The sequence below is a fragment of the Brenneria nigrifluens DSM 30175 = ATCC 13028 genome (assembly GCF_005484965.1).
In the GTDB taxonomy this organism is placed as follows: Bacteria; Pseudomonadota; Gammaproteobacteria; order Enterobacterales; family Enterobacteriaceae; genus Brenneria; species Brenneria nigrifluens.
This window is the reverse complement of record NZ_CP034036.1, coordinates 1,302,462-1,327,066: the sequence shown is the minus strand read 5'-3', so window position 1 is coordinate 1,327,066 and position 24,605 is coordinate 1,302,462. Positions and strand designations below refer to the sequence as shown.

The following is a 24,605-nucleotide window of genomic DNA, read 5'->3' as shown; positions in this document are numbered from 1 at the left end:
GTCATGCTTTCTCAGGCAACAGACCGTTAAATTCGGCAACCCAGCGACTATCGGATAGTTTGGCGGGATCGACGGCCGCGCCCAGTTCCCCCTTGCGCAGCGGAAAAACCCGGTCGGCAAGCTGGCTGATGAACGTCAGATCTTGTTCAACCAGAATGATGGACAGCCCGTCACGTTTCGCCAGCCGTTGCAGGGTTTCGGCGATATCGTCACAAATGGAGGGCTGAATGCCCTCGGTTGGCTCATCAAGCAAAATCAGTTGCGGCTCGGCGCACAGGCAGCGGCCGAGCGCCAGAATCTGCTGTTCCCCGCCGCTCAGCACCCCGCCAGTGCGGGCGAGTATCGGCTTCAACCGCGGCAGATCTTCCACCACCGCCGCGATTTTCCGCCGGGCCTCACCTACGGGAAGATGAACGGCGCCCATACGCAGATTATCCAGCACGCTCAGCGCGGAGAAAATCTGCCGTCCCTGCGGCACCATGCCCATACCAAGCCGCGCCCGCTGCTCCGGCTTGAGATGGGTAATTTCCCGCCCGGCCAGATGAAGCGCGCCGCCCTGCGCCGGCAGATGCCCCATCAGCGTTCTGAGCAGCGTGGTTTTCCCCATACCGTTGTGCCCCAGAATGCCAATCATCTCGCCATTGAACAGCGTCATGTCGATATCAAACAAAATCGGGATATTGCCGTATCCGGCGCATAGCTGGCGCACCGTCAACAGCTCAGGTCGTGTGTGATTTGCCAAGATAGACCTCACGAACGTGTGGATTACTCAAAATGCCCTCGACATGATCTTCCGCCAGGATTTTCCCCTGATGAAAAACCGTCACCCGCTTGCCAATCAACCGGATAAAATTCATATCGTGCTCGACCACCACCAGCGCATGGCGACGGTTAATCTCCAGAATGATTTCCGCCAATCTGCCAACCTCTTCACCGGTCATGCCCGCAGCAGGCTCATCCAGCAGCACCAGCGGCGGATCGCTGGCAATCACCATAGCCAGCTCCACCAACTGCCGCTGGCCGTGCGCCAGTTGTCCGACGATTCGATCCGCCAGCGCGCTGACGCCGACCCGCTCCAGGGCGGCGCGCGCCATATCGTCCCGCTGTTTTGGCTGTGATAGGGCACGCAGCCCAAGCCAGACATTCTCCAGCGCCGTCAGCCCTTCAAACAGATGAGGGATCTGGGTTTTGATGCCGATGCCCGACCGGGCGATACGAAACCGTTCCGCGCCGTTCATCACCTGTCCGTTGAATGAAATCGTGCCCATTGTCGGCCGCTGGCTGCCGGTCAAACAGCGGAAAAACGTGGTTTTACCGGCGCCATTTGAGCCGATAAGGCAGCGCAATTCCCCTTTGCATAGCGTGAAATCGATATTATCCAGCGCCTTTACCCCGCCGAAATGGACGCTGACGCCGCGGGCTTGCAGTAAAATTTCATCGTTCATGGATCACCGCCGTTTTGTTGACATTGCGCCCCGTTCGTTTGGGTAAACAGGCGATCGCCGTTGGCAGCAGACCGCGCGGCATCAGCAGGACGAAAAGAGTCAGCACGCTTCCCAATACGATGTTGGGATCGATCCAGCCCAGCGTGCCGAGATACGCGCTGAGCAATTGCAGCAACAAACAGGCGATGATCGGCCCCATCAACGTTCCCACGCCGCCCACCACCACCCAGATCAGCACCTGCGCGCTGTTGGACAGACTGAACACCGAGGGGCTGACGAACACCGAGGTGGCGAACAGCAGACCGGCTACGCCCGCAATCCCGGCGCCGACGGCGAACATGAGCAGTTTCAGCAATCGGGCGTCGTACCCCAGCAACTCCGCCCGCGCCTCATTCTCACGCACCCCGGCGACGATGCGGCCAAAGCGTGATCCCATCAGACACTTGCACAGCACATAGCCCGCCACCAGCGCACTGACCGCCAGCATAAACACCGCTTCCGGCGATAACGGCGTAACCGGATCGAACGGCATGTTCAGCGGCGGCGTATCCGGCATACCGTTAAATCCGCCCAGCCGCGCCTTGCCGATGCGCCAGGCGTCGCCGGAGGTGCTGTTCGCCAGTTTGAACAGAATCAGGGTGACGGTAAGCGTAATCACCCCAAAATAGATGTCGCTCAGTCGGCCATAAAAAACGAAGTAACCCAGAACGACGGCGAACACCATCGGCGTCACGATGGCGACGGCAATCGCCCAGGTTGAGTCGCCGAAATTGATCCCGGCGACGGCGTAGGCATAGGCGCCCAGACCGAAGAACATCGATTGGCCGAAACAGAGAATGCCGCCGTGTCCCCAGATCAAAGCCATGCTCAGTGCAAACAGCGCCAGGCTGACATAGATAGTCGAATTAATGAGCGAATAGAGATCCAGCATGGCCGGTAATACCAGCATCGCCAGCCCGCCCGCGACAATCGCCACCAGATTACAGTTAAGCGTGGTGGATAGCTTCATGGCGCCCCCCGGAAAACTTTACCGGTGATGCCTGTCGGTAACAGGCGCAACAGGATGATCGCCGCCGCCAGCAGCGCGACATCGCCAAAAATGGGATTACTCAGGAACGTGGTAACGGTGCCTATTCCGCCCAGTAACGTCGACCCCAGCGCCGTACCGGTGATAACGCTGGCTCCGCCGGTGATCACGGTGATAAAAGCTTTGGCGACATAAGCCGCGCCCATAGTCGGCACCACGCCGGAAAGCGGCGCCAGCAATGCGCCGGCCAACCCGCTGAGCGCCGCACCCAGCGCAAACGTTAGGGCAAAAACCTGCGAACGGTCGATGCCGAGCGACGCCGCCATTTCAGGATTCTGCATGGTGGCGCGGGCGATCAGGCCAACGCGGGTAAAGCGCAGGATGGCAAACCCGCCGGCAAGTAACAGCAGGCACACCACCACGATAAACTGGTTATATAAACTGATGCTGTAACCGGCAAACTGCACGCTGCCGAGCGGCGCGGAAATCCCCTGAACCCGGTTGCCAAACAGAGTGGTGGCCAGCCCGGTCAGCAGCAGACTCAGCCCCCAGCTTGCCAGCATGGTATCGATCATCCGGCCATACAGATGGCGGATAATCAGCCGCTCTACCACCAACCCCAGTAGCCCTACCGCGCACGGCGCGACGATAAGAATGGAAATCCAGATGTTAATGCCCAGATTACAGGCATAAATGCTGGTAAAGCCGCCCAGCATGATGAACTCGCCGTGCGCCAGATTGATGACGCGCATCATCCCGAAAATCACCGCCAGCCCGATTGAAACCAGAACCAGTTCCGCAATGGAATTGATTATCTGGATGGTGGTTAATACAAAAAATTCCATACTCCGCCTCCCCTCATGGATTAAGCACGATACGGCCCAATGCTCTCCCCTTGCGCAGATCGGTCAGCGCATCGTTCAGGCAACATAGAGGACGTTGGGTAATCGGCAACGGGGCGAGTCCCCCTTGTCGGGCTAGTTCAATCAACGCTTTCAGCTCTTGCAGGCTACCGGTGTAGGTGCCGATGACCGACAACGCCTTGAACGGCAATAGCGGAAGACGCAGATCGATACGCCCGCCCTGTAGCCCGACCAGGATGATCCGAGCGCCTTTGGCTACGCTGTCCATCGCCAACTGCATCGTCGACGGCAGCCCAACGGTATCAATCACGCCGTACAACCTGCCCTGAGCCAGCTCTGATAACCGACTCCCCGCCGACTCACCGCCGATATTGAGCGTTGTGCTCGCTCCTAACTGCCGGGCCGCCTGCAAGCGATCGTCCGCAATATCGCAGGTAATGACGGATTCAATCCCCAGCCGCCTGGCGAGAGCAACCGCGCTCAGCCCCAGCCCTCCCGCGCCGATTATTGCTATTGCCCCTTCCGGCTTGAGCGGCAACAACTGTTGCAGTGCGCTGTAAACCGTCAAGCCGGAGCAGGCCAGCGTCGCCGCCCATGCCGGATCAAGCTCGCCGATCTTCAGCAGATAGCGCGCATCGGGTATCACCACGTGCTCGGCATAACCGCCGTGGCGGAAAATGCCGAGCGTGCGCGGCTGCTCACAGTGGTTTTCCTGCTCGTTCCGGCAGGCCGGACAATTTCCGCAGCCTATCCACGGATAAACCAGCCGACGCTGGCCGATCAACGCGCTATCGGCATCCGCGCCGACGGTCGCCACCTCGCCGACGATTTCATGTCCCATCACCAGTGGGATCGGCATGGTGCTGTGCGCAAAATCAATCCGCTCGCCGTTACCCAGATCCTGATAACCGTCCTGAATATAGACATCCGAGTGACATACCCCGGCGTGCGTTACCCGCAGCAGGATGTCTTGCGGTTCCAACTCCGGCAGCTCATGCTCCACCTGCCGTGGTTCTCCTCCATAATGCGGCAGCCGATAACTGTGTGTAACCGCCATCGTTTAACCTCCCGCCTTGATTACATACTGCTGGTTATCGTTGGGATTGGTGATGAGGTTACACACGGCGGCGGTATCTGCCGGCGGCTGCTGCGGATAGGATTCCAGCACCTTCCATGCGCCGTCGCGAACCTGCCCCAGATGGATGTCCACGGTAAAGTGATGGGTCGCCGCATCCAGCTTCGAGACGCCTCCAGGTCCATCCACGACCGAACCTTTTTCCAGCGCTTCGGTAACCGCCATACGTTCGGTGGAGTTGGCCATCCTGACGCCGTTGGCCCAGTGCATCACGGCATACCAGCCATCAATGGCCGTCTCGTTGATATAAGGGGCACGATTGCCGAACTTGCTCTTAAGACGTTGCAGAAACTGCTGGTTGGACGGGGTGTCCAGTTCCTGAAAATAGGCGTAGGCCGCGAGAATTCCCTCGCTTTCCTGCGGCGTCAGAATACGGTGTTCATTACCGACGCCAAAATCGCTGGAGGCGATGGGGATCTTGCCGACCATACCGGCGGCGGCCCACTGCCGGAAGAAAGAGATGTGATTCCCGCCGACCAACAGTGAAAACACCATATCGGGCTTGGCATCCTGTATTTTCTTGATCGTGGCGCCGAACTCGGTGACATCCAGCGGGAAAAAATCGCTGGCGATCACCGAACCGCCGGCTTCCGTGGCATATTTTTTTACCCAATCGGTAGAGATGTGACCAAAGTTGTAGTCGGCGGCGATGACATAAATTTTTTTCCCCCACAGGTTCACGGCATAAGGCACGATCCTGGCAACCGTTTGCGCCGGGGTGGTGCCGATCGAAAAACTGTTGCGATCGCATACTCCGCCTTCATACAGCGAGGGATAAAAGTAAAGGGTGCGGTAACGGCGAAGCAAAGGGCGGATGGCCTCGCGCGAGGCGCTGGTCACGCCGCCGAAAACCGCCACAACGCGATCGCGAGTCGCGGCCTGAGTAGCAAACTGGGTGTAATACTGAATATTGGACTGCGGATCGTACTTGATAAGTTCTATCTGGCGCCCGAGTAATCCGCCCTGGCTGTTCAGGTCGGAAATGGCCAGCTCCACGCAGTCCATCACCGGCTGACCGTAGATATCCAGCCCGCCGGACTGGTCGAAAATCGCCGCCACTTTGATCGGCTCGGCGGCCTGAGATCGGCCGATAAACGTGGAGGCAGCCAGTGTCATTATGCTGCCTTGCAGTAACTTACGTCGTGAAATAGCCATCTTGTTCTGTTTCCCCCAAGCCATATGCGGACATTGCCGGGTATCACCACCCGTCGGTAAGGGAAAACTTATCAGCTAATATTTCACTTTTCAAATATAATTTATGAAACTATATGCGCTGTGATGAATTGAACGCCGCGATGATGTTAAAATGCATCCCTTCCGCTTTTGCCAGATAGATTGAAGGCGCGATCCCTCCCCGGCGAATCGTCTGGCATCCGCGCACGCTGTGGAAAACCAACCCCTCAAAAGCGTTATTCAATGATGCCATACTCAAGTCGCCGGCCCGTTTCGCCAACGCCGAGAAGAAATGAATCGCATCGTAGCAGGATTGACTCAGCACTCCTTGAATGGGGGCGTTGGCGCCAAAGGCCGCACGGTATTGCGCCATGAATTTCTGATTGGCGCCAGTCTGCAACGAACTGAAATAACTGGCTGCGCAGTAAAGGTTATGGGTATGCGCCGCGCCGATGCCAAATAGGGTATTTTCTTCAATCGAACCTGACAGCCGTAAAATATGTTGCGACAGCCCCGCCTGTGAAAACGCGCGATTGAACATCACGCAGTCCGATCCGACCAGCGACTCAAATACGATATCGGGCTTCTCGGCGGCGATCTTCTTTATGACAGTGGCAATATCCGTTTGCCCCAGGCTGACATAGTCTTCACCAACGATTTCCCCCTGGTTGGCATTGATCAATCGGCTGACCGTGGCATGGCTGGCCCGCGGCCAGATGTAGTCATTGCCCACGATAAACCAGCGTTTTACACGGCAGTGGCGCATCATCCAACGGATCGCCGCGGGAAACTGCTGCTCCGGGGTTTCGCCAAAGGCGAAGACGCCGGGGGTCGTCTCCCCGCCCTCATACAAAGGCGCGAAAACGTAGGGCACATGGCCGGCGAAAGCATCGCGCAGCGCGATGCGCACGCTGGAGAGGTGTACCCCAATCAACGCATCCACCTTATGCTCGTCGACCAGTTGGCGGCTGCGCGCCACCACCCCTCCAGGCTCGCCGCCGGCATCGGCGGCAAACAGTTCAATCGGCCGCCCCAGCGTGTGATCGCCCCGATTCAGTTCTGTCGCCGCCAGCACCGCGCTGTACTGACATGATGGTCCCCAGATGGCGTCCGAGCCATGAAAAGGCACCAGCAATCCCAGCCGCAGAGGAGCCTGTTTGCGTTCGGGCCGCAATAAAACACGGCCATTGAATCCGTGCGGATAACCGTATTTTCCCGCTTGGGGAAACGGGTGGCGAAACACCGGAACAGGAGACATGGCGGTAGACGCGTTCGGTGACATCATGGCTGTATCTCAGGACTATGCAGGTAGTGTGACCATGCAAGATCTATGCAACTCTAATTACAAACGAAAAACAACCGAAGAAAAATCACCGGAATCGCCAGTGATCGGGGTGAAATAACATGCTAACATCGTCTCCATATCTATATCATCATGCTCGTGCGCGCATTATGTCGGAAAAACCAATAAACCAATATCTTGCTCATCTGCTGGTGCAGGCTAACCGTCAGGTTAACCGCCAGTTATCTCTGGAGGGGATCACTCTGGAGCACTGGCGTGCGTTGAAATCCATCTCGGAAAACAATGGCCTGACCATGCGCGAGCTTTCCGACAATCTGACGCAGAATTTCCCTACCCTGACGAAAATCATTGATAAAATGGTCAGCGAAGCACTGGTGTATCGCCTGCCTGATGAACAGGACCGACGCAAGGTGCGCTTATTTATCTCCGATAACGGTAAGGCGGTATTGGATAAGCAAAACAGCCGGGTTAACGATCATCAGGGTAAGCTCGAAGATGCCTATGGCAGCGCCGAAGCGCAGATGCTGAAGGAAATGCTGGAACAGTTTTTAAAATCAGTGCCGCACGATTGACCCCACCCCGCTCAGCCGACCTATTCGTTTTACCGTTCCGTTCTTTTGCACGGTACTGGTGAAACTCATGCACCAATAAGGCGAATTTGGTCATCTTTACATTTTTACCGGGATAGGAGCGCCGTTCAATTCCATTCAGTTATAGATTTAAAAATAAATAATCATAAAATCAGTAAATTACATAAATTTAGATCTATGAAACCATGAAAAATGCCATGTTCAACTCCAGGGGATAGTAGCGCCCCTCATCGGCAGTATCTCACTCTGTATCCTGCCCTAGGGCCATTACCATCTGCTGCCACAGAAAGCCCGTTGCCAAACGGTGCTTTTGCCTTTCCGCCCCGGTTGGCGCTAAGCTAAGATTCTGACCATCCTTCACGTCACTAATTCAGAACGCCAAGCGCGGGAGCAATCAAAGCTTCAAGTTCATCGCGGCTTGCGCCGTCCCTTGCCTGAAATGAGATCATCTGCATGACGCCGTGGATAAACGCAGAGCGTTGCTTAATGTCGCATTCAGGGGGCAGTTCTCCAGTAGCGCGAGCATATTCAAGGCGCGTATGTATGAGTTCGCGCGTCTTGTTTCGCGCAACTTTGAGGTACGCCCGTGCCGCTTCATTCTCCGGGAGACAGTTCACAACGCCAAGAATCAGCAGACAGCCACCAGGTGACGTTGATAAAGCAACATCAACGCTGGCAAGAAGCATCCGCTCCAGTCCTTCACGTAGAGTTGCGGCGTTATCTAATTCCTGCATCGGTCTTGCTCCGACCGTCGCAATATAGTGATCCACCGCCTCACAAAATGCTTCCTCCTTAGAGCCAAAAGCTGCATAAAAGCTTGGAGGCGCAATTCCGGCTGCTGCCGTGAGATCAACCAGTTGCGCCCCTTCATAGCCGCGCGTCCAGAATACCTCCATCATCGACTGAAGGGCGGTGTTCCGGTCAAAACCGCGCGGGCGGCCGCGTTGTGTCATGACGTTATCCTTTTGTAATTTTCACTACAATATTCTATTGACCCACGCCGTTATTGGCAATAGCATTTATTGAATTATCACTACAGAAAAGGAATCGCACCATGAGCATTTCCCCCCGCGCAGTCATCGAAGAATTCTTCCGCCGTGCTGGCTCAGGCGAACCTGTTGAAAAGATCGCGGAGTTAGTCAGCGAGAAAGTTGATTGGTTTGTCGCGGGCGATACGAGCGTCGTGCCTTGGATCGGTCGCAAAATCGGGAAGGCAGGTGCCGCGGAGTTCTACGCGCAGATCAGAGAGCAGATCGCATCTGAGGCTTTCTCGGTGCGAGAAATCCTGTCGCAAGGCAATCGGGTCGTCGCAATCGGAGAGCTTGCGTCTCGCGTTTTGCGAACAGATAAGCTAATTGAGTCAGAATTTTGCTTCGATTTCACTGTTGAGAACGGCGAAATCACTCGCTTTCGCCTGTTTGAAGACAGCTTTGCCGTGGCGAAAGCTGCCGTGTGATTGCATTGACACTAATGAACCAACGGAACTCCGAAGCCCATTTAAAGGGGCTTCGTAAAGTTAGTCTTCAATGCTGTGCAGCGTCTCAAGTTCTAGCCGCTCGCCGGTCAGTAAAAAAACATAATGGTCGTAACAAGCTCTGGCATGGAAACGATAAGCTTCCCGTTACTCAAACCAACCAGATATAAAAACAAAAAAGCCCGCAAAGGCGAGCTTAGTTAATTTAGTTATCAGCTATTTATAAACAAGCCTACTCCCACTCAATCGTCGCCGGCGGCTTGCCAGACACGTCGTAAACCACGCGGGAGATGCCGTCCACTTCGTTGATGATGCGGTTGGATACGCGGCCGAGGAATTCGTACGGCAGGTGCGCCCAGTGGGCGGTCATAAAGTCGATGGTTTCCACCGCGCGCAACGAAACGACCCAATCGTACTTACGGCCGTCGCCCATTACGCCGACGGAGCGCACCGGCAGGAAGACGGTAAAGGCCTGGCTCACTTTGTCGTACAGCTCGGCTTTGTGCAGTTCTTCGATAAAGATCGCGTCCGCGCGGCGCAGCAGGTCGCAGTACTCTTTCTTCACTTCGCCCAGCACGCGCACGCCCAGCCCCGGCCCCGGGAACGGATGGCGGAACAGCATATTGTACGGCAAGCCCAGTTCCAGGCCGATTTTGCGCACTTCATCCTTGAACAGCTCTTTCAGCGGTTCCACCAGGCCCAGTTTCATCTCTTTCGGCAGTCCGCCGACGTTGTGGTGCGATTTGATGACGTGCGCTTTACCGGTTGCCGACGCGGCGGATTCGATAACGTCCGGGTAGATGGTGCCCTGCGCCAGCCATTTGACCAGGTCCTGTTTGCAGGCTTCTTCGTCAAACACCTCGACAAATACGCGGCCGATGGTTTTACGCTTCACTTCCGGGTCGTCAATCCCGGCCAGCGCGCTCAGGAAACGCGCCTCTGCCGGCACATGCACAATATTCAGGCCGAAATGGTCGCCAAACATCTCCAGTACCTGATCGGCTTCATTCAGACGCAGCAATCCGTTATCCACGAATACGCAGGTGAGGCGTTTACCAATGGCGCGGTGCAGCAGCATCGCCGTGACCGAGGAGTCGACCCCGCCGGACAGGCCGAGGATGACATGATCGTCCCCCACCTGCTGACGAATACGCGCCACCGCGTCGTCAATAATCTTGGCGGGCGTCCACAACGCCTCGCACTGACAGATATCGCGCACAAAACGTTCCAACAGACGCTGCCCCTGACGGGTGTGCGTCACTTCCGGGTGGAACTGTACGCCGTAAAAACGCTTCTCTTCGTTGGCCATAATGGCGAACGGGCAGGTATCGGTACTGGCTATCGTGACAAAATCAGCGGGGATGGACGTCACTTTATCCCCGTGGCTCATCCATACATCCAGCAGCGGCGCGCCTTCCGCACTTATCGCATCCTGAATGTCGCGCACCAGCGCGCTGTCGGTTTTCACTTCAACCTGGGCATAGCCGAACTCACGTTCATTGGAACCTTCAACGCGACCGCCCAACTGCATCGCCATCGTCTGCATACCATAGCAGACGCCCAACACCGGCACGCCGGCCTGGAAAACATACTCCGGCGCCCGCGGGCTATCAAATTCGGTGGTGCTTTCCGGACCGCCGGAAAGGATAATCCCGTTAGGGTTAAATTCGCGGATCTGCGCTTCTGTGACATCCCATGCCCACAGTTCGCAATAAACGCCCAGTTCACGAATGCGTCGTGCAACCAGCTGCGTGTATTGCGAGCCGAAATCCAGAATAAGAATGCGGTGTTGATGAATGTTTTCTGTCATAAGAGGCGTGTTCCAAAATACGAATTGAAGCAATAATGATTAAACCCGGCGAATAGTACCGGGTTTAACGCTTTAAATCAGCCTGCAAATCACCTTATGAACCCATGCGGTAATTCGGCGATTCCTTGGTAATGGTAACGTCGTGGACGTGGCTTTCCTGAATACCGGCGCCGCTGATGCGCACAAACTCGGCCTGGGTACGCAGCGCATCGATCGTGCCGCATCCGGTCAGGCCCATACAGGAGCGCAGCCCCCCCATTTGTTGATGGACGATCTCTTTCAGACGGCCTTTGTAAGCCACGCGCCCTTCGATACCCTCCGGCACCAGTTTGTCCGCCGCATTGTCGCTCTGGAAGTAGCGATCGGAAGAGCCTTTGGACATCGCCCCCAGCGACCCCATTCCGCGGTAGGATTTGAAAGAGCGCCCCTGATACAGTTCGATCTCGCCGGGAGACTCTTCGGTACCGGCCAGCATCGAGCCCACCATCACACAGGCGGCCCCTGCGGCTATCGCTTTGGCGATATCGCCGGAGAAGCGGATACCGCCGTCGGCAATCACAGGAATACCAGTGCCTTCCAGCGCTTCGACCGCGTCGGAGATTGCGGTGATCTGCGGTACGCCCACGCCGGTGACGATACGGGTGGTACAAATAGAGCCGGGGCCGATACCCACTTTAACCGCGCTGACGCCGGCGTCCGCCAGCGCTTTTGCGCCCGCGGCCGTCGCCACGTTGCCGCCGATAATCGGCAGGTTCGGATATTTGGCGCGGGCATCGCGGATACGCTGCAACACCCCTTCGGAATGGCCGTGTGAAGAGTCGATCAACAAAACATCAACGCCCGCCGCAACCAGCGCGTCGATACGTTCTTCGTTGCCGTCACCGGCGCCGACGGCCGCCCCTACGCGCAGACGGCCGTGTTCGTCTTTACAGGCGTTGGGTTTACGTTCCGCTTTCTGGAAATCTTTTACGGTGATCATGCCGAGCAGATGAAACTGGTCATCCACCACCAGCGCTTTCTCAACGCGTTTTTCATGCATTCTTTGCAGAACGACTTCGCGGGCTTCGGCGTCTTTTACCGTTACCAGGCGCGGTTTGGGAGTCATCACCGCGCTGACCGGCAGATCCAAATCGGTGACAAAGCGAACGTCACGGCCGGTGATGATACCGACCAGCTCATTGCCTTCGGCGACGACAGGGTAACCGGCAAACCCGTTACGTTCGGTCAGCTCTTTTACCTGACGCAGCGTCGTCGTCGGGGTAACGGTCTTAGGGTCGATAACCACGCCGCTTTCATATTTTTTGACCCGGCTGACTTCTTCAGCCTGACGCTCAATAGACATATTCTTGTGGATAAATCCCAGACCGCCCTCCTGAGCCAGCGCAATCGCCAGACTGGATTCCGTTACGGTATCCATCGCGGCGGACAGCATAGGAATATTCAGGCGAATGGTTTTCGTCAGTTGAGTGGTTAAATCAGCCGTGTTGGGCAGAACGGTGGAATGGGCGGGAACAAGGAGAACGTCGTCAAACGTCAGTGCTTCTTTAGCGATACGTAACATGGGCAATATCTCACCAAGGTGGATGTGAAGAACGGATAAAATATTGCCGTGGCATTATACAGAGCGTAACCGGTTGCCTCCAGCATTTTTTTGATAAAATGCTTGATTACCTGTTGCAGGCAGGTAGTATCAATCAATTAAGCCACTGTTTTAAAATTTGATCTGGCTCACAATGTCCCAATTTCCCTCCGCCGCGATTTTTACCGTTAGCCGCCTGAACCAGACGGTTCGACAACTGCTGGAAATGGAGATGGGGCAAATCTGGCTTTCCGGTGAAATCTCCAACTTTTCTCAGCCGTCATCCGGCCACTGGTACTTTACGCTGAAAGACGAGCGTGCGCAGGTACGCTGCGCCATGTTCCGCAACAGCAACCGCCGTGTTACCTTTCGCCCGCAAAACGGCCAGCAGGTGCTGATTCGCGCGGCGATTACGCTGTACGAACCGCGCGGCGATTATCAGCTGCTGGCGGAAAGCATGCAGCCGGCGGGTGATGGTCTCTTGCAGCAGCAGTTTGAACAATTAAAACAGAAGCTCGCCGCAGAAGGGCTTTTCGATCAGCAATTTAAACAGGCATTGCCAAGCCCGCCCAGACGAGTCGGGGTGATCACCTCCGCCAGCGGCGCCGCCCTGCACGATATTTTACAGGTATTGCAGCGGCGCGATCCTTCCCTGCCGGTGGTGGTCTACCCGACAGCGGTGCAAGGCAACGACGCGCCGCAACAGATTGTGCGCGCCATTGAACTGGCCAACCGGCGCGGCGAATGCGACGTGCTGATTGTCGGCCGCGGCGGCGGTTCGCTGGAAGATTTATGGAGCTTCAACGACGAACGGGTGGCGCGGGCCATTTTTGCCAGCCGCATTGCCATCGTCAGCGCGGTCGGCCATGAAACCGATGTCACCATCGCCGATTTTGTCGGCGATTTGCGCGCCCCCACGCCATCGGCGGCGGCGGAACTGGTCAGCCGCAATCAGCTCGAACTGCTGCGTCAGATACAGTCCCAGCGCCAGCGGCTGGAAATGGCGATGGATTATTATCTCGCCCAGCGCAGCCGCGAATTTACCCGCCTGCACCACCGTTTGCAGCAGCAGCATCCGCAGCTGCGGCTGGCGCGCCAGCAGACCCAATTGGTCAGGCTGCGCCAGCGTTTAGATGAGGGGGTGCAGTTGCAGCTCAAACGGCTGTCGCGCCGTAGCGAGCATCTCCAGCAACGGTTGGCTCAGCAACAGCCGCAGCCGAAAATCCACCGCGCGCAGCAACGTCTGCAACAGTTACATTATCAGTTACAACACGCCCTTGAACGTCAGCTCGGCCGGTATAATCAAAGGCTGGGCGCCGCCTGTTCGCACCTGGAAGGAGTCAGCCCGCTGGCGACGCTGGCGCGGGGCTATAACGTCACCACCACCTCTGCTGGACTGATGCTGAAAAAGGTGGCCCAAACCGCGCCGGGCGAAACCTTGAAAACCCGCCTGCAGGATGGTTGGGTCGAAAGCCAGGTCACCGCGCTGGTGCCGGAAAAGAGAACCGCATCAATAGCCAAAAAACGCCGAACATAGCATCGGCTTCCGGACTATACTTAGCGCTGTAGCTGTACGTCTGAATTGCCGATCGCCACCTTTCTCAAGGAGATAGAGGTATGAAGTCCAGACCGATTCACAGCGTCATCCCGCCCTACATCCTGCACCGCATCATCGCCAATGGTTCAGAAGCCCAGCGCCACTGCGCCCAGCTGACCTTGATGCATGTCCAGTCTCTGATGGTAAGCACTCACCCCATAGCGCAACCCCACCCATTGGCTTCTCCCGGTCTGGTTCACCGCGAAATTCACGATGCGGAAAACCAGCAGCAGTTGCCCGGCAAACTGGTGCGCGCGGAAGGACAAGACAGCAACGGCGATATCGCCGCCGATGAAGCCTATGACTACCTGGGCGTTACCTATGATTTCTTCTGGCGGAATTTCCAGCGCAACTCTCTGGATAATCAGGGGCTAACGCTGTCAGGCACGGTACATTACGGTCAGAATTATCAGAATGCGTTCTGGAACGGGCAACAAATGGTCTTTGGCGACGGTGACGGCAAGATATTCAACCGGTTCACCATCGCCATTGATATCGTGGCGCACGAACTGACGCACGGCGTGATAGAAAACGAGGCGAATCTCATCTATTTCAGACAGTCCGGCGCCTTGAACGAATCGTTGTCCGACGTTTTTGGTTCAATGGTGAAACAGTTCCACCTTGGGCAAACCGCAGAGCAGGCGGATTGGACGATTGGCGCCGAGCTGCTGGCCGAAGGGATCCACGGCACCGGCCTGCGCTCAATGTCGAATCCGGGAACCGCCTATGACGATCTGCTGTTGGGCACGGACCCGCAGCCCTCACATATGGACAAATACATTAACACCCGTGAAGACAACGGCGGCGTGCATCTGAACTCCGGTATACCGAACCGCGCATTCTATCTGGCCGCGACCGCGCTGGGCGGCTACTCCTGGGAAAAGGCGGGCTGGATATGGTATGACGCTCTGTGTGATAAATCCCTGCCGCAGAACGCCGATTTCGAGGTATTTTCACGCTACACCGTGAAGCACGCCGGGCAGCGTTTCGACCGGTCCGTGGCCGATATCGTCAAGCAATCCTGGGAAAAAGTAGGGGTTGTATCCGCTCAGGGAAGCCTGTAGATGAAGACATTACCTGAACTTAATGACGATGCCGTGGTAGAGCTGGCGCGTGAAGGCGGTATCGCCTGGATCCCCAAACTGGCCGGACCACGGCGTTTTGCCCTCGCCAACCTGCCGGAGTCAGAGCGGGAACGCATTTGCGCCGCTATTCGCAACGCATTGCCGCTGGCGCGCGACCCCGGAAAATCTGATTCTCCCGGACGCGGCGATCAATTTTATTATCGGATCCATATCAGCTATAGCCATCCACAGAAAAATCACTATGCCGAAGCGATATTGCTGGTTCCGGAGGAATATGCGCCTCCCGAATTGGAGGAACTGTGGCGTAATGGCATTCAGCAATGATGCCGTCAGGCGTCCACGGGAAGAAAGCTGAATACCACGCGTTTCTTTGAGATCAAACCATGCCCCTGCTGGCAAAAATAATCCACCGCGCCGCAGGCTTTCAGCACCTGAAGCAGGTAGTTGCATTCAGGGCAATAGGCTTCGCGCAGATAGTCCTGCCGACAGGCCGGGCAGTGAAAACAGTGGCCGTTTTTCCAGTTCATCACGCCATGACAGCGCGGACAAGTGACTTCCATCTTTTTCCCGTATCGCTAAATAACCCCGAGCGAACGCAAGAAATAGACGCCCAGGGCGATAACAAAGAACGAACCGGCGGTGGTCAGGCCGATAATATTGGCCGCCAGCGTCGGATTGCCGCCCATTGCCCGGGTCATCGCATAGCTGCCCGCCGCCGTCGGCGTGGCGGAAAACAAAAAAATCACCCCGAGCGTAACGCCGCGAAAACCGACCAGCCAGCCGCCCAACGTCAGCATGCCCGGCACCAGCAGCAGCTTGGCCAAGGAGGAGAGCGCCGCCACGTTGGATGAGCGAAAAATCATCCGCAGGTCGAGGCTGACGCCGGCGCACAACAGCGCCAGCGGCAGCGACAGCGCGGCAATAAAGCCGCCGGTCTGCTGGATCACCGTCGGCATCGGCCAGCCGCTTTTCGAATAACACAGGCCGCCCAGCAGTCCGAGGATCAGCGGATTGGTGACTATGCTCTTCAGCAGCGCGGGAATGCTGATCCCCCGCCCGTCAGCCTTACGCTGTAAACTGCGCGTCAAGGTGATAACCGACAGCACGTTAAACATAATCACCGTCACCAACAGATAAAGAGAACCGACGGCGACGCCCTCCTGGCCGTAGGCGCTCATGGCAAACGCCAGCCCCATAATGCCGGTGTTGGAACGAAACCCGCCCTGCACGAAGATACCGCGCTCGGTCGGTTCCTTAACCACATAAACCGCGGCGAACTCCAGCAGCAGATAGCACAGCAACGTGCCGCAGACCCCATAAATCACCAGCGGCAGCTGCTCCATAATCGACTGGTGATTGGTGGCCAAGCTGAAAAAAAGCAGGCAGGGCAAGGATACGTTAAAAACCAATCGCATGGCTGAATCGCAAAAAGCGTCATTCAGCATATTGAGTTTGCGCAGCGCTATCCCCAGCAGCAGCATTAACAGGTTCGGCACCGTAACGTTAAACGCAAAACTCCAGTTTTCCCAAGACATAAACTTTCCCGGCTATTCAGCAAAGCAATGCAGGGCGAATGTCGCCATCCGCCCCGTTTACCCGTTATTTGCTTTTTTTAAGGTGCTGCATCAAACGTTTACGCTTGCGTAACTGATTTGGCGTCAGCGTGTTGCGTTTATCCGCAAAAGGATTTTCGCCCTCTTTAAACTGGATGCGGATTGGCGTTCCCATCACGTTCAGCGAGCGGCGGTAATAGTTCATCAGATAGCGTTTGTAGGAATCGGGCAGATCTTTCACCTGATTACCGTGGATCACCACAATCGGCGGATTGTAGCCCCCCGCATGCGCATATTTCAGTTTTACGCGACGGCCGCGCACCAGCGGCGGCTGATGGTCATCGGCGGCCATTTGCATAATGCGGGTCAGCATGGAGGTGCCGACCCGGCGGGTGGCGCAGCTGTATGCTTCAGTCACGGATTCAAACAGATTTCCCACGCCGCTGCCATGCAGCGCGGAGATGAAATGAATACGGGCGAAGTCGATAAATCCGAGACGCAAATCCAGCGTCTCTTTAACCTGCTCGCGTACCTCCTGCGACAGGCCGTCCCATTTGTTGACCACAATCACCAGCGAGCGCCCGCTATTGAGGATAAAGCCCAGCAGCGAGAGATCCTGATCGGATATCCCTTCGCGCGCGTCTATAACCAGCAGCACCACGTTGGCGTCTTCGATGGCCTGCAGGGTTTTAATCACCGAGAATTTTTCAACCGTTTCGGTTACCTTGCCGCGTTTGCGCACCCCGGCCGTATCGATCAAGATATATTCACGCTCATCGCGCACCATCGGAATATAGATACTGTCGCGCGTGGTGCCGGGCATATCGTAAACCACCACGCGATCTTCGCCCAGAATCCGGTTGGTCAGCGTGGACTTGCCCACGTTCGGACGGCCGACAATCGCCAGTTTAATCGGCAAATCTTCAGGATTGAAATCATCCTCCGCGTCCTCGGCATTTTCAGTCGCCTGTTCGTCCGCAAGCTGTTCCGCCCAGTAAGCGGCGTTCTCTTCTTCTTCCGTCAGCGCAACGGGCTCGGCCTCGTCATCCTGTACAAACGGCAGCAGCACTTTTTCCAGCAGGGAGGAGACGCCGCGCCCGTGAGACGCCGCTATGGGATAGATTTCCCCCATCCCCAGCGCATAAAAATCGCCGATAACGGTGTCGGGATCGATGCCGTCCGTTTTATTGGCCACCAGAAACGTCGCCTTCTGGCGGCTGCGCAGATGGTGGGCGATGCCCTGATCGGCGGGCATAAGTCCCGCGCGGGCATCGACCATAAACAGCACGATATCGGCCTCTTCAATCGCCAGCAGCGACTGCCCGGCCATACGCGTTTCCACGCCGTCTTCCGCGCCGTCGATGCCGCCGGTATCGATGATGATGAATTCGTAGCCCTCCACTTCCGCACGGCCATACTTGCGGTCACGCGTCAGCCCTGGGAAATCCGCCACCAATGCATCACGAGTGCGCGTTAAGCGGTTAAACAGCGTGGACTTCCCCACGTTCGGACGTCCGACCAGCGCGACGACAGGTATCATTGTTACAACCTCATTACTTATATTTCAATACGTTACAGCAAGAATACCTGCTGACGATAAAAAGACGAAACGGCCCCTGATACTGTCAGGAGCCGTTGGGGGATCGCATCTGCCGGCGGCAGGGATCCAAACATTACGGTTTTTAACTAGCGGGTAAAGGCGTAAACCTCGCCGTTCTTCGCCTGAATAAGCAGCTTGTCGCTGGCAATCACCGGCTTGCTCAAGAAACCTGAACCGTCAACTTTCTGCTGTACGACAAAGCGGCCGTCAGACGTATTCAGCCAGTGCAGATACCCTTCGGTATCCCCCACCACCAGGTAACCATTATACAGCACCGGCGCCGTCAGGTTGCGGTGCAGCAGATCGCTCTGACGCCACAGGCTCGCGCCGCCGTTGGTGTTCAGCGCCACCACGCGGTCGGACTGATCGACCAGATAGATACGGTCGCCATCAACGATAAAATCGTGCACCGAACCCAGTTCCCGTTTCCACAGGATCTGGCCGGAACGCAGATCCAGCGCGGTCAGATTGCCGTTATAGCCCAGCGCGTAGACCACTTCGCCGACAATTACCGGCGTGGTATCGACGTCATTCAGGCGATCGATTTCCGTCGCCCCGCTGGGCTGCGAAATACGCTGCTGCCAGATTAACTGCCCTTCATTAATCAGCACCGCATTGACGCGTCCGTTGTCGCCGCCGACGATGGCCGCGCCAAAGGCGGTGGTCGGCGCGGATTCGCCGCGCAGAGAGAGCGTCGGCATATCCAGGTTAACCGTCCATTTAATCGCGCCGCCGCTTTCATCCAGCGCCTGCAACAGACCATTGCTGGTATGAACCAGCACCACGCCGTCGCTGATAACCGGACGGGACAGCACTTCACCGGCGACTTTGGTTTGCCATACCGGCGTTCCGTCTTCCGCGTTGAGCGCAAACACCTGCGCTCTTTCACTGCCGACATAGATATGGTTGCCGGATACCGCTACGCCGCCGGACAGTAAGGCGGGCGTATTACGGGAAAGAAAGCCGGTTTTTTCAGACAAATCGGCACGCCAGATTTCGCTGCCGTCGTTGAGATCCAGCGCTTTTACCGTCCCGCGGCGATCGGCGGCAAAGACGCGATCGCCCTGCCAGGCCGGGTGCAGATTGGAATAGAACTCACCGATGCCGCTGCCTACCGAGCGGCTCCACGTCTTCGTCGGCGTGAACTGATTTTCCACCGTCGGCAGTGGAGACATGGTAACGACATCTTCCTCGCTGTTAAACAGCGAACATCCGTTCAGCAGGGCGACAGAGACCAGTCCTACCAGAAGTGTTTTACGCAGTTGCATGGAATTCCTCTTAGCTGGACAGGTTATTCAGTTTCATACGCAGCAATGCTTGCAATGCCTGCGGTGGATTAGCGGCCAGACCTTTATTATAAGCTTCGCGCGCGGCCTGATTGTCCCCTTTGCTTACCAGGGCATCGCCACGCACTTCCGCCGCCAGGGCAACCCAGCCGTCCGACTTGATGGCCTCCAGCGTCTTCAGGGCTTCATCAGTCTTTTTCTCCTGGAGCTGAATGCGCGCCAAACGCAAATTCACCACGGCAAGCAGGTCGGCGTCTTTGGTTTGCGACCTGGCCTGCGCCAGCTGTTGTTCCGCTTTGGCAAAATCCTTCCGCTCCGCATAATGACGAGCCAGCTCCAGCGATGCCAGCGCCCCATAATTATTTTTGTTTTCAGCGGCGAATTTCTCCGCCGAGGTTACGCCTTCGGCTTTACCGCCCGCCAGCTGTTCGCTGATTTGCTGATAGGATACCGACGCCTCCATGGCGCTGTTGCTCTGGTGATTCAGCCAGAAACGCCAGCCAACCAGCGCGCCGACGCCCAGCACAACGCCAACGACCAATGCCTTCCCGTTTTCCGCGAGGAAACGACGTAGCGCATCAACCTGCTCATTCTCTGTGGTATAGACTTCCACGGTGTCTCTCTCCTCAATCCAGTAACGTTGCCAGTCGCGCGGCGACGTCGGCCTGTGCCAATGTGTCCTGCTCGCCGTTTCGCAGGTTTTTTATCACCACCTGACCCGCGGTCACTTCGTTTTCGCCTAATACCAGCGCAATGCGCGCGCCCCATTTATCGGCGCGGGCAAATTGCTTTTTAAAATTGCCGCCGCCGTAGTTGGTCATCAGTTTCAACTGCGGCAGCGCATCGCGCAGTGTCTCAGCCAGTTGTATCGCCGCCACCTGCGTGCCTTCGCCGGAAGAGATCAGATAAACGTCGACGCCCGGAGGCGCTTTAAACTCGGGGTTGATGGACTGCACCAGCAGCACCAGACGCTCCAGGCCCATGGCAAAACCCACCGCCGGAGTAGCCTGTCCGCCCAGTTGCTCAACCATACCATCATAACGCCCGCCGGCACAGACCGTGCCCTGCGCGCCCAGACTGGTGGTTACCCATTCAAAAACGGTGCGGTTGTAATAATCCAGACCGCGAACCAGACGCGGGTTAACGGTATATGGGATACCCGCCTGGGTTAAAAGTTCACCCAACGCTGCAAAGTGCGCCCGCGACTCGTCGTCCAGGTAGTCGGTCAGCACCGGCGCGTCATTAAGCAGCGTCTGCACCTGGGGGTTTTTCGAGTCCAGCACGCGCAGCGGGTTGGTGTACATGCGGCGCAGGCAGTCTTCATCCAGCTGTTCTTTATGCTGCTCCAGGAACGCCACCAGCGCCTCGCGGTAACGGGCGCGGGCTTCCAGCGAACCAATCGAGTTCAGCTCCAGTCTGACATGCTGCGCAATGCCCAGCACCCGCCACCAGCGGGCGGTGAGCAGAATCAGCTCGGCGTCGATGTCCGGCCCCTGCAAACCGAAGACTTCGCAGCCCAGTTGATGAAACTGGCGATAGCGGCCTTTCTGCGGACGCTCATGGCGAAACATCGGCCCGATATACCACAGCCGCTGCTCCTGATTGTAGAGGATGCCGTGCTCAATACCGGCGCGGACGCAGGAAGCGGTATTTTCGGGACGCAACGTCAGGCTGTCGCCGTTGCGATCCTCAAAGGTATACATCTCTTTTTCCACCACGTCGGTAACTTCACCGATGGCGCGCTTAAACAGCGACGTCTGCTCAACGATGGGCGTACGGATTTCACTGTAGCCGTAGCTGGCGAGCACCTGTTTCAGGCTGTTTTCAATCCGCTGCCACAATGCCGTTTCGGCCGGCAGGTAATCGTTCATACCGCGAATGGCTTGAATATTTTTTGCCACGTCTGTTCTCTATGCATTTTTCAAAAAATAAACCCGATTATAGGGGGATTGATACCGCATCTTCAATGCACCGGTCTCCCCATCGGGTTCAGGAATAGTATTTGTGCGGATAACAGCCAAGGACTGCGCCGGCACGGATTATTTATCCACCAGATTTACCGTGATGCGCCGGCTTTCATCCATGATCGAGGCTTTGGCGCGAATTTTGGCTTCGAGCTGGTCGATCATCTGTTCATTATCGAAACGCTCGCGCTGACGCACGCCGTCTTCATAAAAGCCGCTCTTATTGTGGCCGCCCGTCACGCCGATGGTGGAAACCAACGCCTCGCCCGGACCGTTGACCACGCAGCCGATAATGGATACGTCCATTGGCGTGATGATATCTTCCAGCCGCTGTTCCAACGCGTTCACCGTACCGATAACGTCGAACTCCTGCCGTGAGCAGGTGGGGCAGGCGATAAAGTTGATGCCGCGGGAACGGATACGCAACGATTTCAGGATATCGAAGCCGACTTTGACCTCTTCCACCGGATCGGCCGCCAGCGAAATACGCAGGGTATCGCCGATCCCTTCGGATAGCAGCAGGCCGAGGCCGATGGCCGATTTAACCGCCCCGCTGCGCGCGCCGCCGGCTTCGGTGATCCCCAGATGCAGCGGCTGATCGATACGGGCGGCCAGCAGCCGGTAAGACTGTACGGCCAGAAAAACATCGGAGGCTTTCACACTGACTTTAAACCGATCGAAATTGAGACGATCGAGGATATCGACGTGGCGCATGGCGGATTCCAGCAGGGCTTCCGGCGTGGGTTCGCCGTACTTTTCCTGCAAATCCTTTTCCAGCGACCCGCCGTTGACGCCGATGCGGATTGGTATGTTGTAATCGCGCGCGCAGTCCACCACCGAGCGGATACGCTCTTCGTTGCCAATGTTGCCGGGGTTGATGCGCAGGCAATCGACGCCATACTCCGCCACCTTTAACGCAATGCGATAGTCAAAATGAATATCGGCGACCAGGGGAACGTTAACCTGCTGTTTGATAAGTTTGAACGCTTCCGCCGCATCCATCGTGGGAACGGATACGCGCACAATATCGACGCCGACGCGTTCCAGTGATTTGATTTGATTGACCGTCGCTTCAACATCTGTGGTTCGGGTGTTGGTCATGGACTGCACTGCGATCGGCGCCCCATCCCCAACAGGCACCTTACCGACGTAAATCCGCTTTGATTTCCGACGGGTTATGGGTGCAGCGTTATGCATTACTTCTTCTCCAAAATGGCAGCATCACCAAGACAAATTGCGTTATTCCGCCGCCAGCGTCAGACGTGCAACCTGATTGCTTCTCACAAACCGGCTTAAATCGACCGGCTTACCTTGAAACTGAATCTGTACCGCCGCGGGCGCGCCGATTTTCAGACTATAGGGAGGCTGGCCGCTCAGGTTCAGGGAACCGCCGTTGCGCTGCATCCCGCTGAACAGTTTTTTGCCGCTGGCGTCCGTCACCTCTAACCAGCAATCAGCGGTAAAACTCATCGCCAGCGCCTGCCCCGCGTCGGCGGGCGGGCTCGTGTCGGCGGAAACGGGGCCGGTCGCCGGCGCCATCGCGCTCTGGCTCAGTAATGCATCATCCTCCGCCGGCGGCTGCCGCGTCGCGGAGGAGGGTTCCGGCTGGGCGGCGGAAGAAAGTGTGGATTCGGCCTGTTGCGGGGCCGAATCGGCGGTATTCACCGGCACATCCACCGGGCTGGAAGGGGCGGCATCGAAAGCCGTCGCATCCTGCGGCACGGTATTATCGCCATTATCCATCAGCGGCACCGATTGACCTTCACTCTGCGCCTGTAGCGAGCTGGCGTGGCCGACCATGGAGTTGATCTCCTGCTGCTGCGCCTGATGATTCTGCCACCACCATGCGCCGGTCAGCCCCAGGACGACAATCACCACCAGCCAGGTGAAGGTCATTAACCAGCCGTCCCGCTTCTTGCGGCTTTTTCCTAAGGAAAAACTCTGCATGGGGGCCACATTCGACGCCCGGGGAGCCACATGCTTGTCCAGCATGGGTAACAGTTCACTCTCCGGCAGGTGAACCAGCTTCGCATAAGAACGGATATAACCACGTAAAAAAGTCGGCGCCAAATCGGTCGGCGTATTGCCGTCTTCAATCTCACGCACGGTGGAAAGCTTCAGGCATAAACGTTCGGCGACGGTCTGCTGGCTCATTCCCAGACGCTCACGCGCCTGGCGCAGACGTTCGCCGGGGATGGTGGATTCTGTATTATTTTGAGTGGCTTCAGTATTCATTAGCTAAGAACTGCTGGTACTGTTTAGATTGTGGAAAACTTCGCGCCAGCAATTTGCCGTAATGCTCAAGCTCGTCATCACGGTTCGCCAGCGCGGCGAAACGAATCTGTAACCATAAACTCTCGGCACTGGCCGGAAGGATATGCTGATAAACGCCCAGAAGCAATTGAGCCTGCTGGTATTTTCCGGCGGCAAAGCGTTTATCCGCCTCTGCCAACAGCGTAGCGCCTTTCGCGGGATCATGCTTCAGCGCCTGGCTTAATGCGCGACGCGCATTATCATCCTGCCCTGCTTTGAAAAAGCAATACCCTGCATTTTCCAACGCATCGGCGACCTGACGGTAATCGGGGAGTTGCGCGGCCGCGTCAAACTGTCGCTGCGCCGCTCCATACTGCCCTAAACCACACAGAAACGCACCGTAATTATTCATTACGCCGCCGTTCCCCGGCGCCTGCCTTAATGCCAGTTGATAGCGCCGTTCAGCGGCCTGATTGGCGCCAATCCGCTGTTCATAAAGCGCCATGCCCAACTGGGTGCGGTAGTCTTGCGGCGCCGCCTGCAACGCCTTTTCAAGATTCCGCCGCGCCGCGTCAAGGTCATTACGGGCCAGGTACTCCAGCCCTAACTGTAAACGGGTTTGCGCCGCCGGATTCGCCCCTTCATAAGGAGCAGAAGCGCATCCTGCCATCAGAAGCGCCGCGACCACCGGCAACCCACCTCTTCCCTGCCTTGACTGTTGCGTCATTCACGACTTCCTTGCGTTGGCATCCCGACCCGTCATATCAGCGACCATGCGACTTTACGCCGTTTATGGTAACAGCCATTCCCGCCAGGGAATAGCATGATTAACCGCGCTAATGCAGCGCTACTTTCATTGATAACCGGG

The 24,605-nt window shown here is 56.8% G+C and carries 24 protein-coding genes; 5 read left to right on the top strand and 19 right to left on the bottom strand.

What is annotated here, in order from left to right; all coding sequences use genetic code 11:
• Position 1 precedes the first annotated feature (1 nt).
• The 7 genes from EH206_RS06070 to EH206_RS06040 form a co-directional block, all read right to left on the bottom strand.
• A complete protein-coding gene (locus EH206_RS06070) occupies positions 2-742 on the bottom strand; it encodes an ABC transporter ATP-binding protein (protein ID WP_009111915.1) in 741 nt (246 codons plus the stop codon).
• A complete protein-coding gene (locus tag EH206_RS06065) occupies positions 720-1,445 on the bottom strand; it encodes an ABC transporter ATP-binding protein (protein WP_009111914.1) in 726 nt (241 codons plus the stop codon). The genes EH206_RS06070 and EH206_RS06065 overlap by 23 nt, the downstream gene beginning before the upstream one ends.
• Entirely contained in the window at positions 1,435-2,454 is a 1,020-nt protein-coding gene (locus tag EH206_RS06060) for an ABC transporter permease subunit (RefSeq protein ID WP_009111913.1), read from the bottom strand. Before EH206_RS06060 ends, EH206_RS06065 begins: the two co-directional genes overlap by 11 nt.
• The gene (locus EH206_RS06055; protein WP_009111912.1) at positions 2,451-3,317 is read right to left on the bottom strand and encodes a branched-chain amino acid ABC transporter permease; all 867 of its coding nucleotides are present in this window, start codon (positions 3,315-3,317) and stop codon (positions 2,451-2,453) included. Before EH206_RS06055 ends, EH206_RS06060 begins: the two co-directional genes overlap by 4 nt.
• Before the next feature lie 13 nt (positions 3,318-3,330).
• Entirely contained in the window at positions 3,331-4,392 is a 1,062-nt protein-coding gene (locus tag EH206_RS06050; protein ID WP_009111911.1) for an alcohol dehydrogenase, read from the bottom strand.
• Positions 4,393-4,395: 3 nt separating this feature from the next.
• Entirely contained in the window at positions 4,396-5,586 is a 1,191-nt protein-coding gene (locus tag EH206_RS06045) for an urea ABC transporter substrate-binding protein (RefSeq protein WP_009111910.1), read from the bottom strand.
• A gap of 148 nt (positions 5,587-5,734) precedes the next feature.
• Positions 5,735-6,928 carry a substrate-binding domain-containing protein gene (locus tag EH206_RS06040; RefSeq protein WP_009111909.1) on the bottom strand — a complete coding sequence of 398 codons (1,194 nt, stop codon included), beginning with the start codon at positions 6,926-6,928 and terminating at the stop codon, positions 5,735-5,737.
• A gap of 167 nt (positions 6,929-7,095) precedes the next feature.
• On the opposite strand from EH206_RS06040, the gene EH206_RS06035 reads away from it, so the two are divergent.
• Entirely contained in the window at positions 7,096-7,518 is a 423-nt protein-coding gene (locus EH206_RS06035) for a MarR family winged helix-turn-helix transcriptional regulator (protein ID WP_009111908.1), read from the top strand.
• A gap of 383 nt (positions 7,519-7,901) precedes the next feature.
• Here the strand turns inward: EH206_RS06035 and EH206_RS06030 are convergent, their stop codons facing one another.
• A complete protein-coding gene (locus EH206_RS06030; protein ID WP_009111907.1) occupies positions 7,902-8,489 on the bottom strand; it encodes a TetR/AcrR family transcriptional regulator in 588 nt (195 codons plus the stop codon).
• Positions 8,490-8,590: 101 nt separating this feature from the next.
• Between EH206_RS06030 and EH206_RS06025 the strand changes: the two genes are divergently transcribed.
• Positions 8,591-8,992, top strand: a complete 402-nt coding sequence (locus EH206_RS06025) for a nuclear transport factor 2 family protein (RefSeq protein ID WP_009111906.1) — start codon at positions 8,591-8,593, stop codon at positions 8,990-8,992.
• A gap of 250 nt (positions 8,993-9,242) precedes the next feature.
• On the opposite strand, the gene guaA is transcribed toward EH206_RS06025, so the two are convergent.
• Together guaA and guaB are read right to left on the bottom strand one after the other, a co-directional pair.
• Positions 9,243-10,820, bottom strand: a complete 1,578-nt coding sequence (gene guaA / locus EH206_RS06020; RefSeq protein WP_009111905.1) for a glutamine-hydrolyzing GMP synthase — start codon at positions 10,818-10,820, stop codon at positions 9,243-9,245.
• Between the two features lie 94 nt (positions 10,821-10,914).
• Positions 10,915-12,381 carry an IMP dehydrogenase gene (gene guaB / locus EH206_RS06015; RefSeq protein ID WP_009111904.1) on the bottom strand — a complete coding sequence of 489 codons (1,467 nt, stop codon included), beginning with the start codon at positions 12,379-12,381 and terminating at the stop codon, positions 10,915-10,917.
• Positions 12,382-12,553: 172 nt separating this feature from the next.
• Between guaB and xseA the strand changes: the two genes are divergently transcribed.
• The 3 genes from xseA to EH206_RS06000 all read left to right on the top strand — a co-directional run bounded on the left by xseA (position 12,554) and on the right by EH206_RS06000 (position 15,405).
• Positions 12,554-13,936 carry an exodeoxyribonuclease VII large subunit gene (xseA, locus tag EH206_RS06010; protein ID WP_009111903.1) on the top strand — a complete coding sequence of 461 codons (1,383 nt, stop codon included), beginning with the start codon at positions 12,554-12,556 and terminating at the stop codon, positions 13,934-13,936.
• An 80-nt stretch (positions 13,937-14,016) separates the two neighbouring features.
• Complete coding sequence (locus EH206_RS06005; RefSeq protein WP_009111902.1) at positions 14,017-15,060, top strand: M4 family metallopeptidase; 1,044 nt, start codon at positions 14,017-14,019, stop codon at positions 15,058-15,060.
• Positions 15,061-15,405, top strand: coding sequence for a protealysin inhibitor emfourin (locus tag EH206_RS06000; protein WP_009111901.1), 345 nt, complete (start codon positions 15,061-15,063; stop codon positions 15,403-15,405).
• 5 nt (positions 15,406-15,410) lie between these two features.
• Here the strand turns inward: EH206_RS06000 and EH206_RS05995 are convergent, their stop codons facing one another.
• The 9 genes from EH206_RS05995 to pilW all read right to left on the bottom strand — a co-directional run bounded on the left by EH206_RS05995 (position 15,411) and on the right by pilW (position 24,464).
• Positions 15,411-15,641, bottom strand: a complete 231-nt coding sequence (locus EH206_RS05995; RefSeq protein WP_009111900.1) for a zinc ribbon domain-containing protein — start codon at positions 15,639-15,641, stop codon at positions 15,411-15,413.
• A gap of 15 nt (positions 15,642-15,656) precedes the next feature.
• Positions 15,657-16,616: an AEC family transporter gene (locus EH206_RS05990; RefSeq protein ID WP_009111899.1), complete on the bottom strand. Its 960-nt coding sequence runs from the start codon at positions 16,614-16,616 to the stop codon at positions 15,657-15,659.
• Positions 16,617-16,680: 64 nt separating this feature from the next.
• A complete protein-coding gene (gene der / locus EH206_RS05985) occupies positions 16,681-18,174 on the bottom strand; it encodes a ribosome biogenesis GTPase Der (RefSeq protein ID WP_009111898.1) in 1,494 nt (497 codons plus the stop codon).
• A gap of 146 nt (positions 18,175-18,320) precedes the next feature.
• Positions 18,321-19,502, bottom strand: a complete 1,182-nt coding sequence (gene bamB / locus EH206_RS05980; RefSeq protein WP_009111897.1) for an outer membrane protein assembly factor BamB — start codon at positions 19,500-19,502, stop codon at positions 18,321-18,323.
• Positions 19,503-19,512: 10 nt separating this feature from the next.
• On the bottom strand, positions 19,513-20,133 hold the full coding sequence (locus tag EH206_RS05975) for a YfgM family protein (RefSeq protein WP_009111896.1): 621 nt from the start codon (positions 20,131-20,133) through the stop codon (positions 19,513-19,515).
• Between the two features lie 13 nt (positions 20,134-20,146).
• Positions 20,147-21,421, bottom strand: coding sequence for a histidine--tRNA ligase (gene hisS, locus EH206_RS05970; RefSeq protein WP_009111895.1), 1,275 nt, complete (start codon positions 21,419-21,421; stop codon positions 20,147-20,149).
• A 138-nt stretch (positions 21,422-21,559) separates the two neighbouring features.
• A complete protein-coding gene (gene ispG, locus EH206_RS05965; protein ID WP_009111894.1) occupies positions 21,560-22,681 on the bottom strand; it encodes a flavodoxin-dependent (E)-4-hydroxy-3-methylbut-2-enyl-diphosphate synthase in 1,122 nt (373 codons plus the stop codon).
• A gap of 42 nt (positions 22,682-22,723) precedes the next feature.
• Positions 22,724-23,719: a cytoskeleton protein RodZ gene (rodZ, locus tag EH206_RS05960; protein ID WP_009111893.1), complete on the bottom strand. Its 996-nt coding sequence runs from the start codon at positions 23,717-23,719 to the stop codon at positions 22,724-22,726.
• The gene (gene pilW, locus EH206_RS05955; protein ID WP_009111892.1) at positions 23,709-24,464 is read right to left on the bottom strand and encodes a type IV pilus biogenesis/stability protein PilW; all 756 of its coding nucleotides are present in this window, start codon (positions 24,462-24,464) and stop codon (positions 23,709-23,711) included. Before pilW ends, rodZ begins: the two co-directional genes overlap by 11 nt.
• Positions 24,465-24,605: the final 141 nt, after the last annotated feature.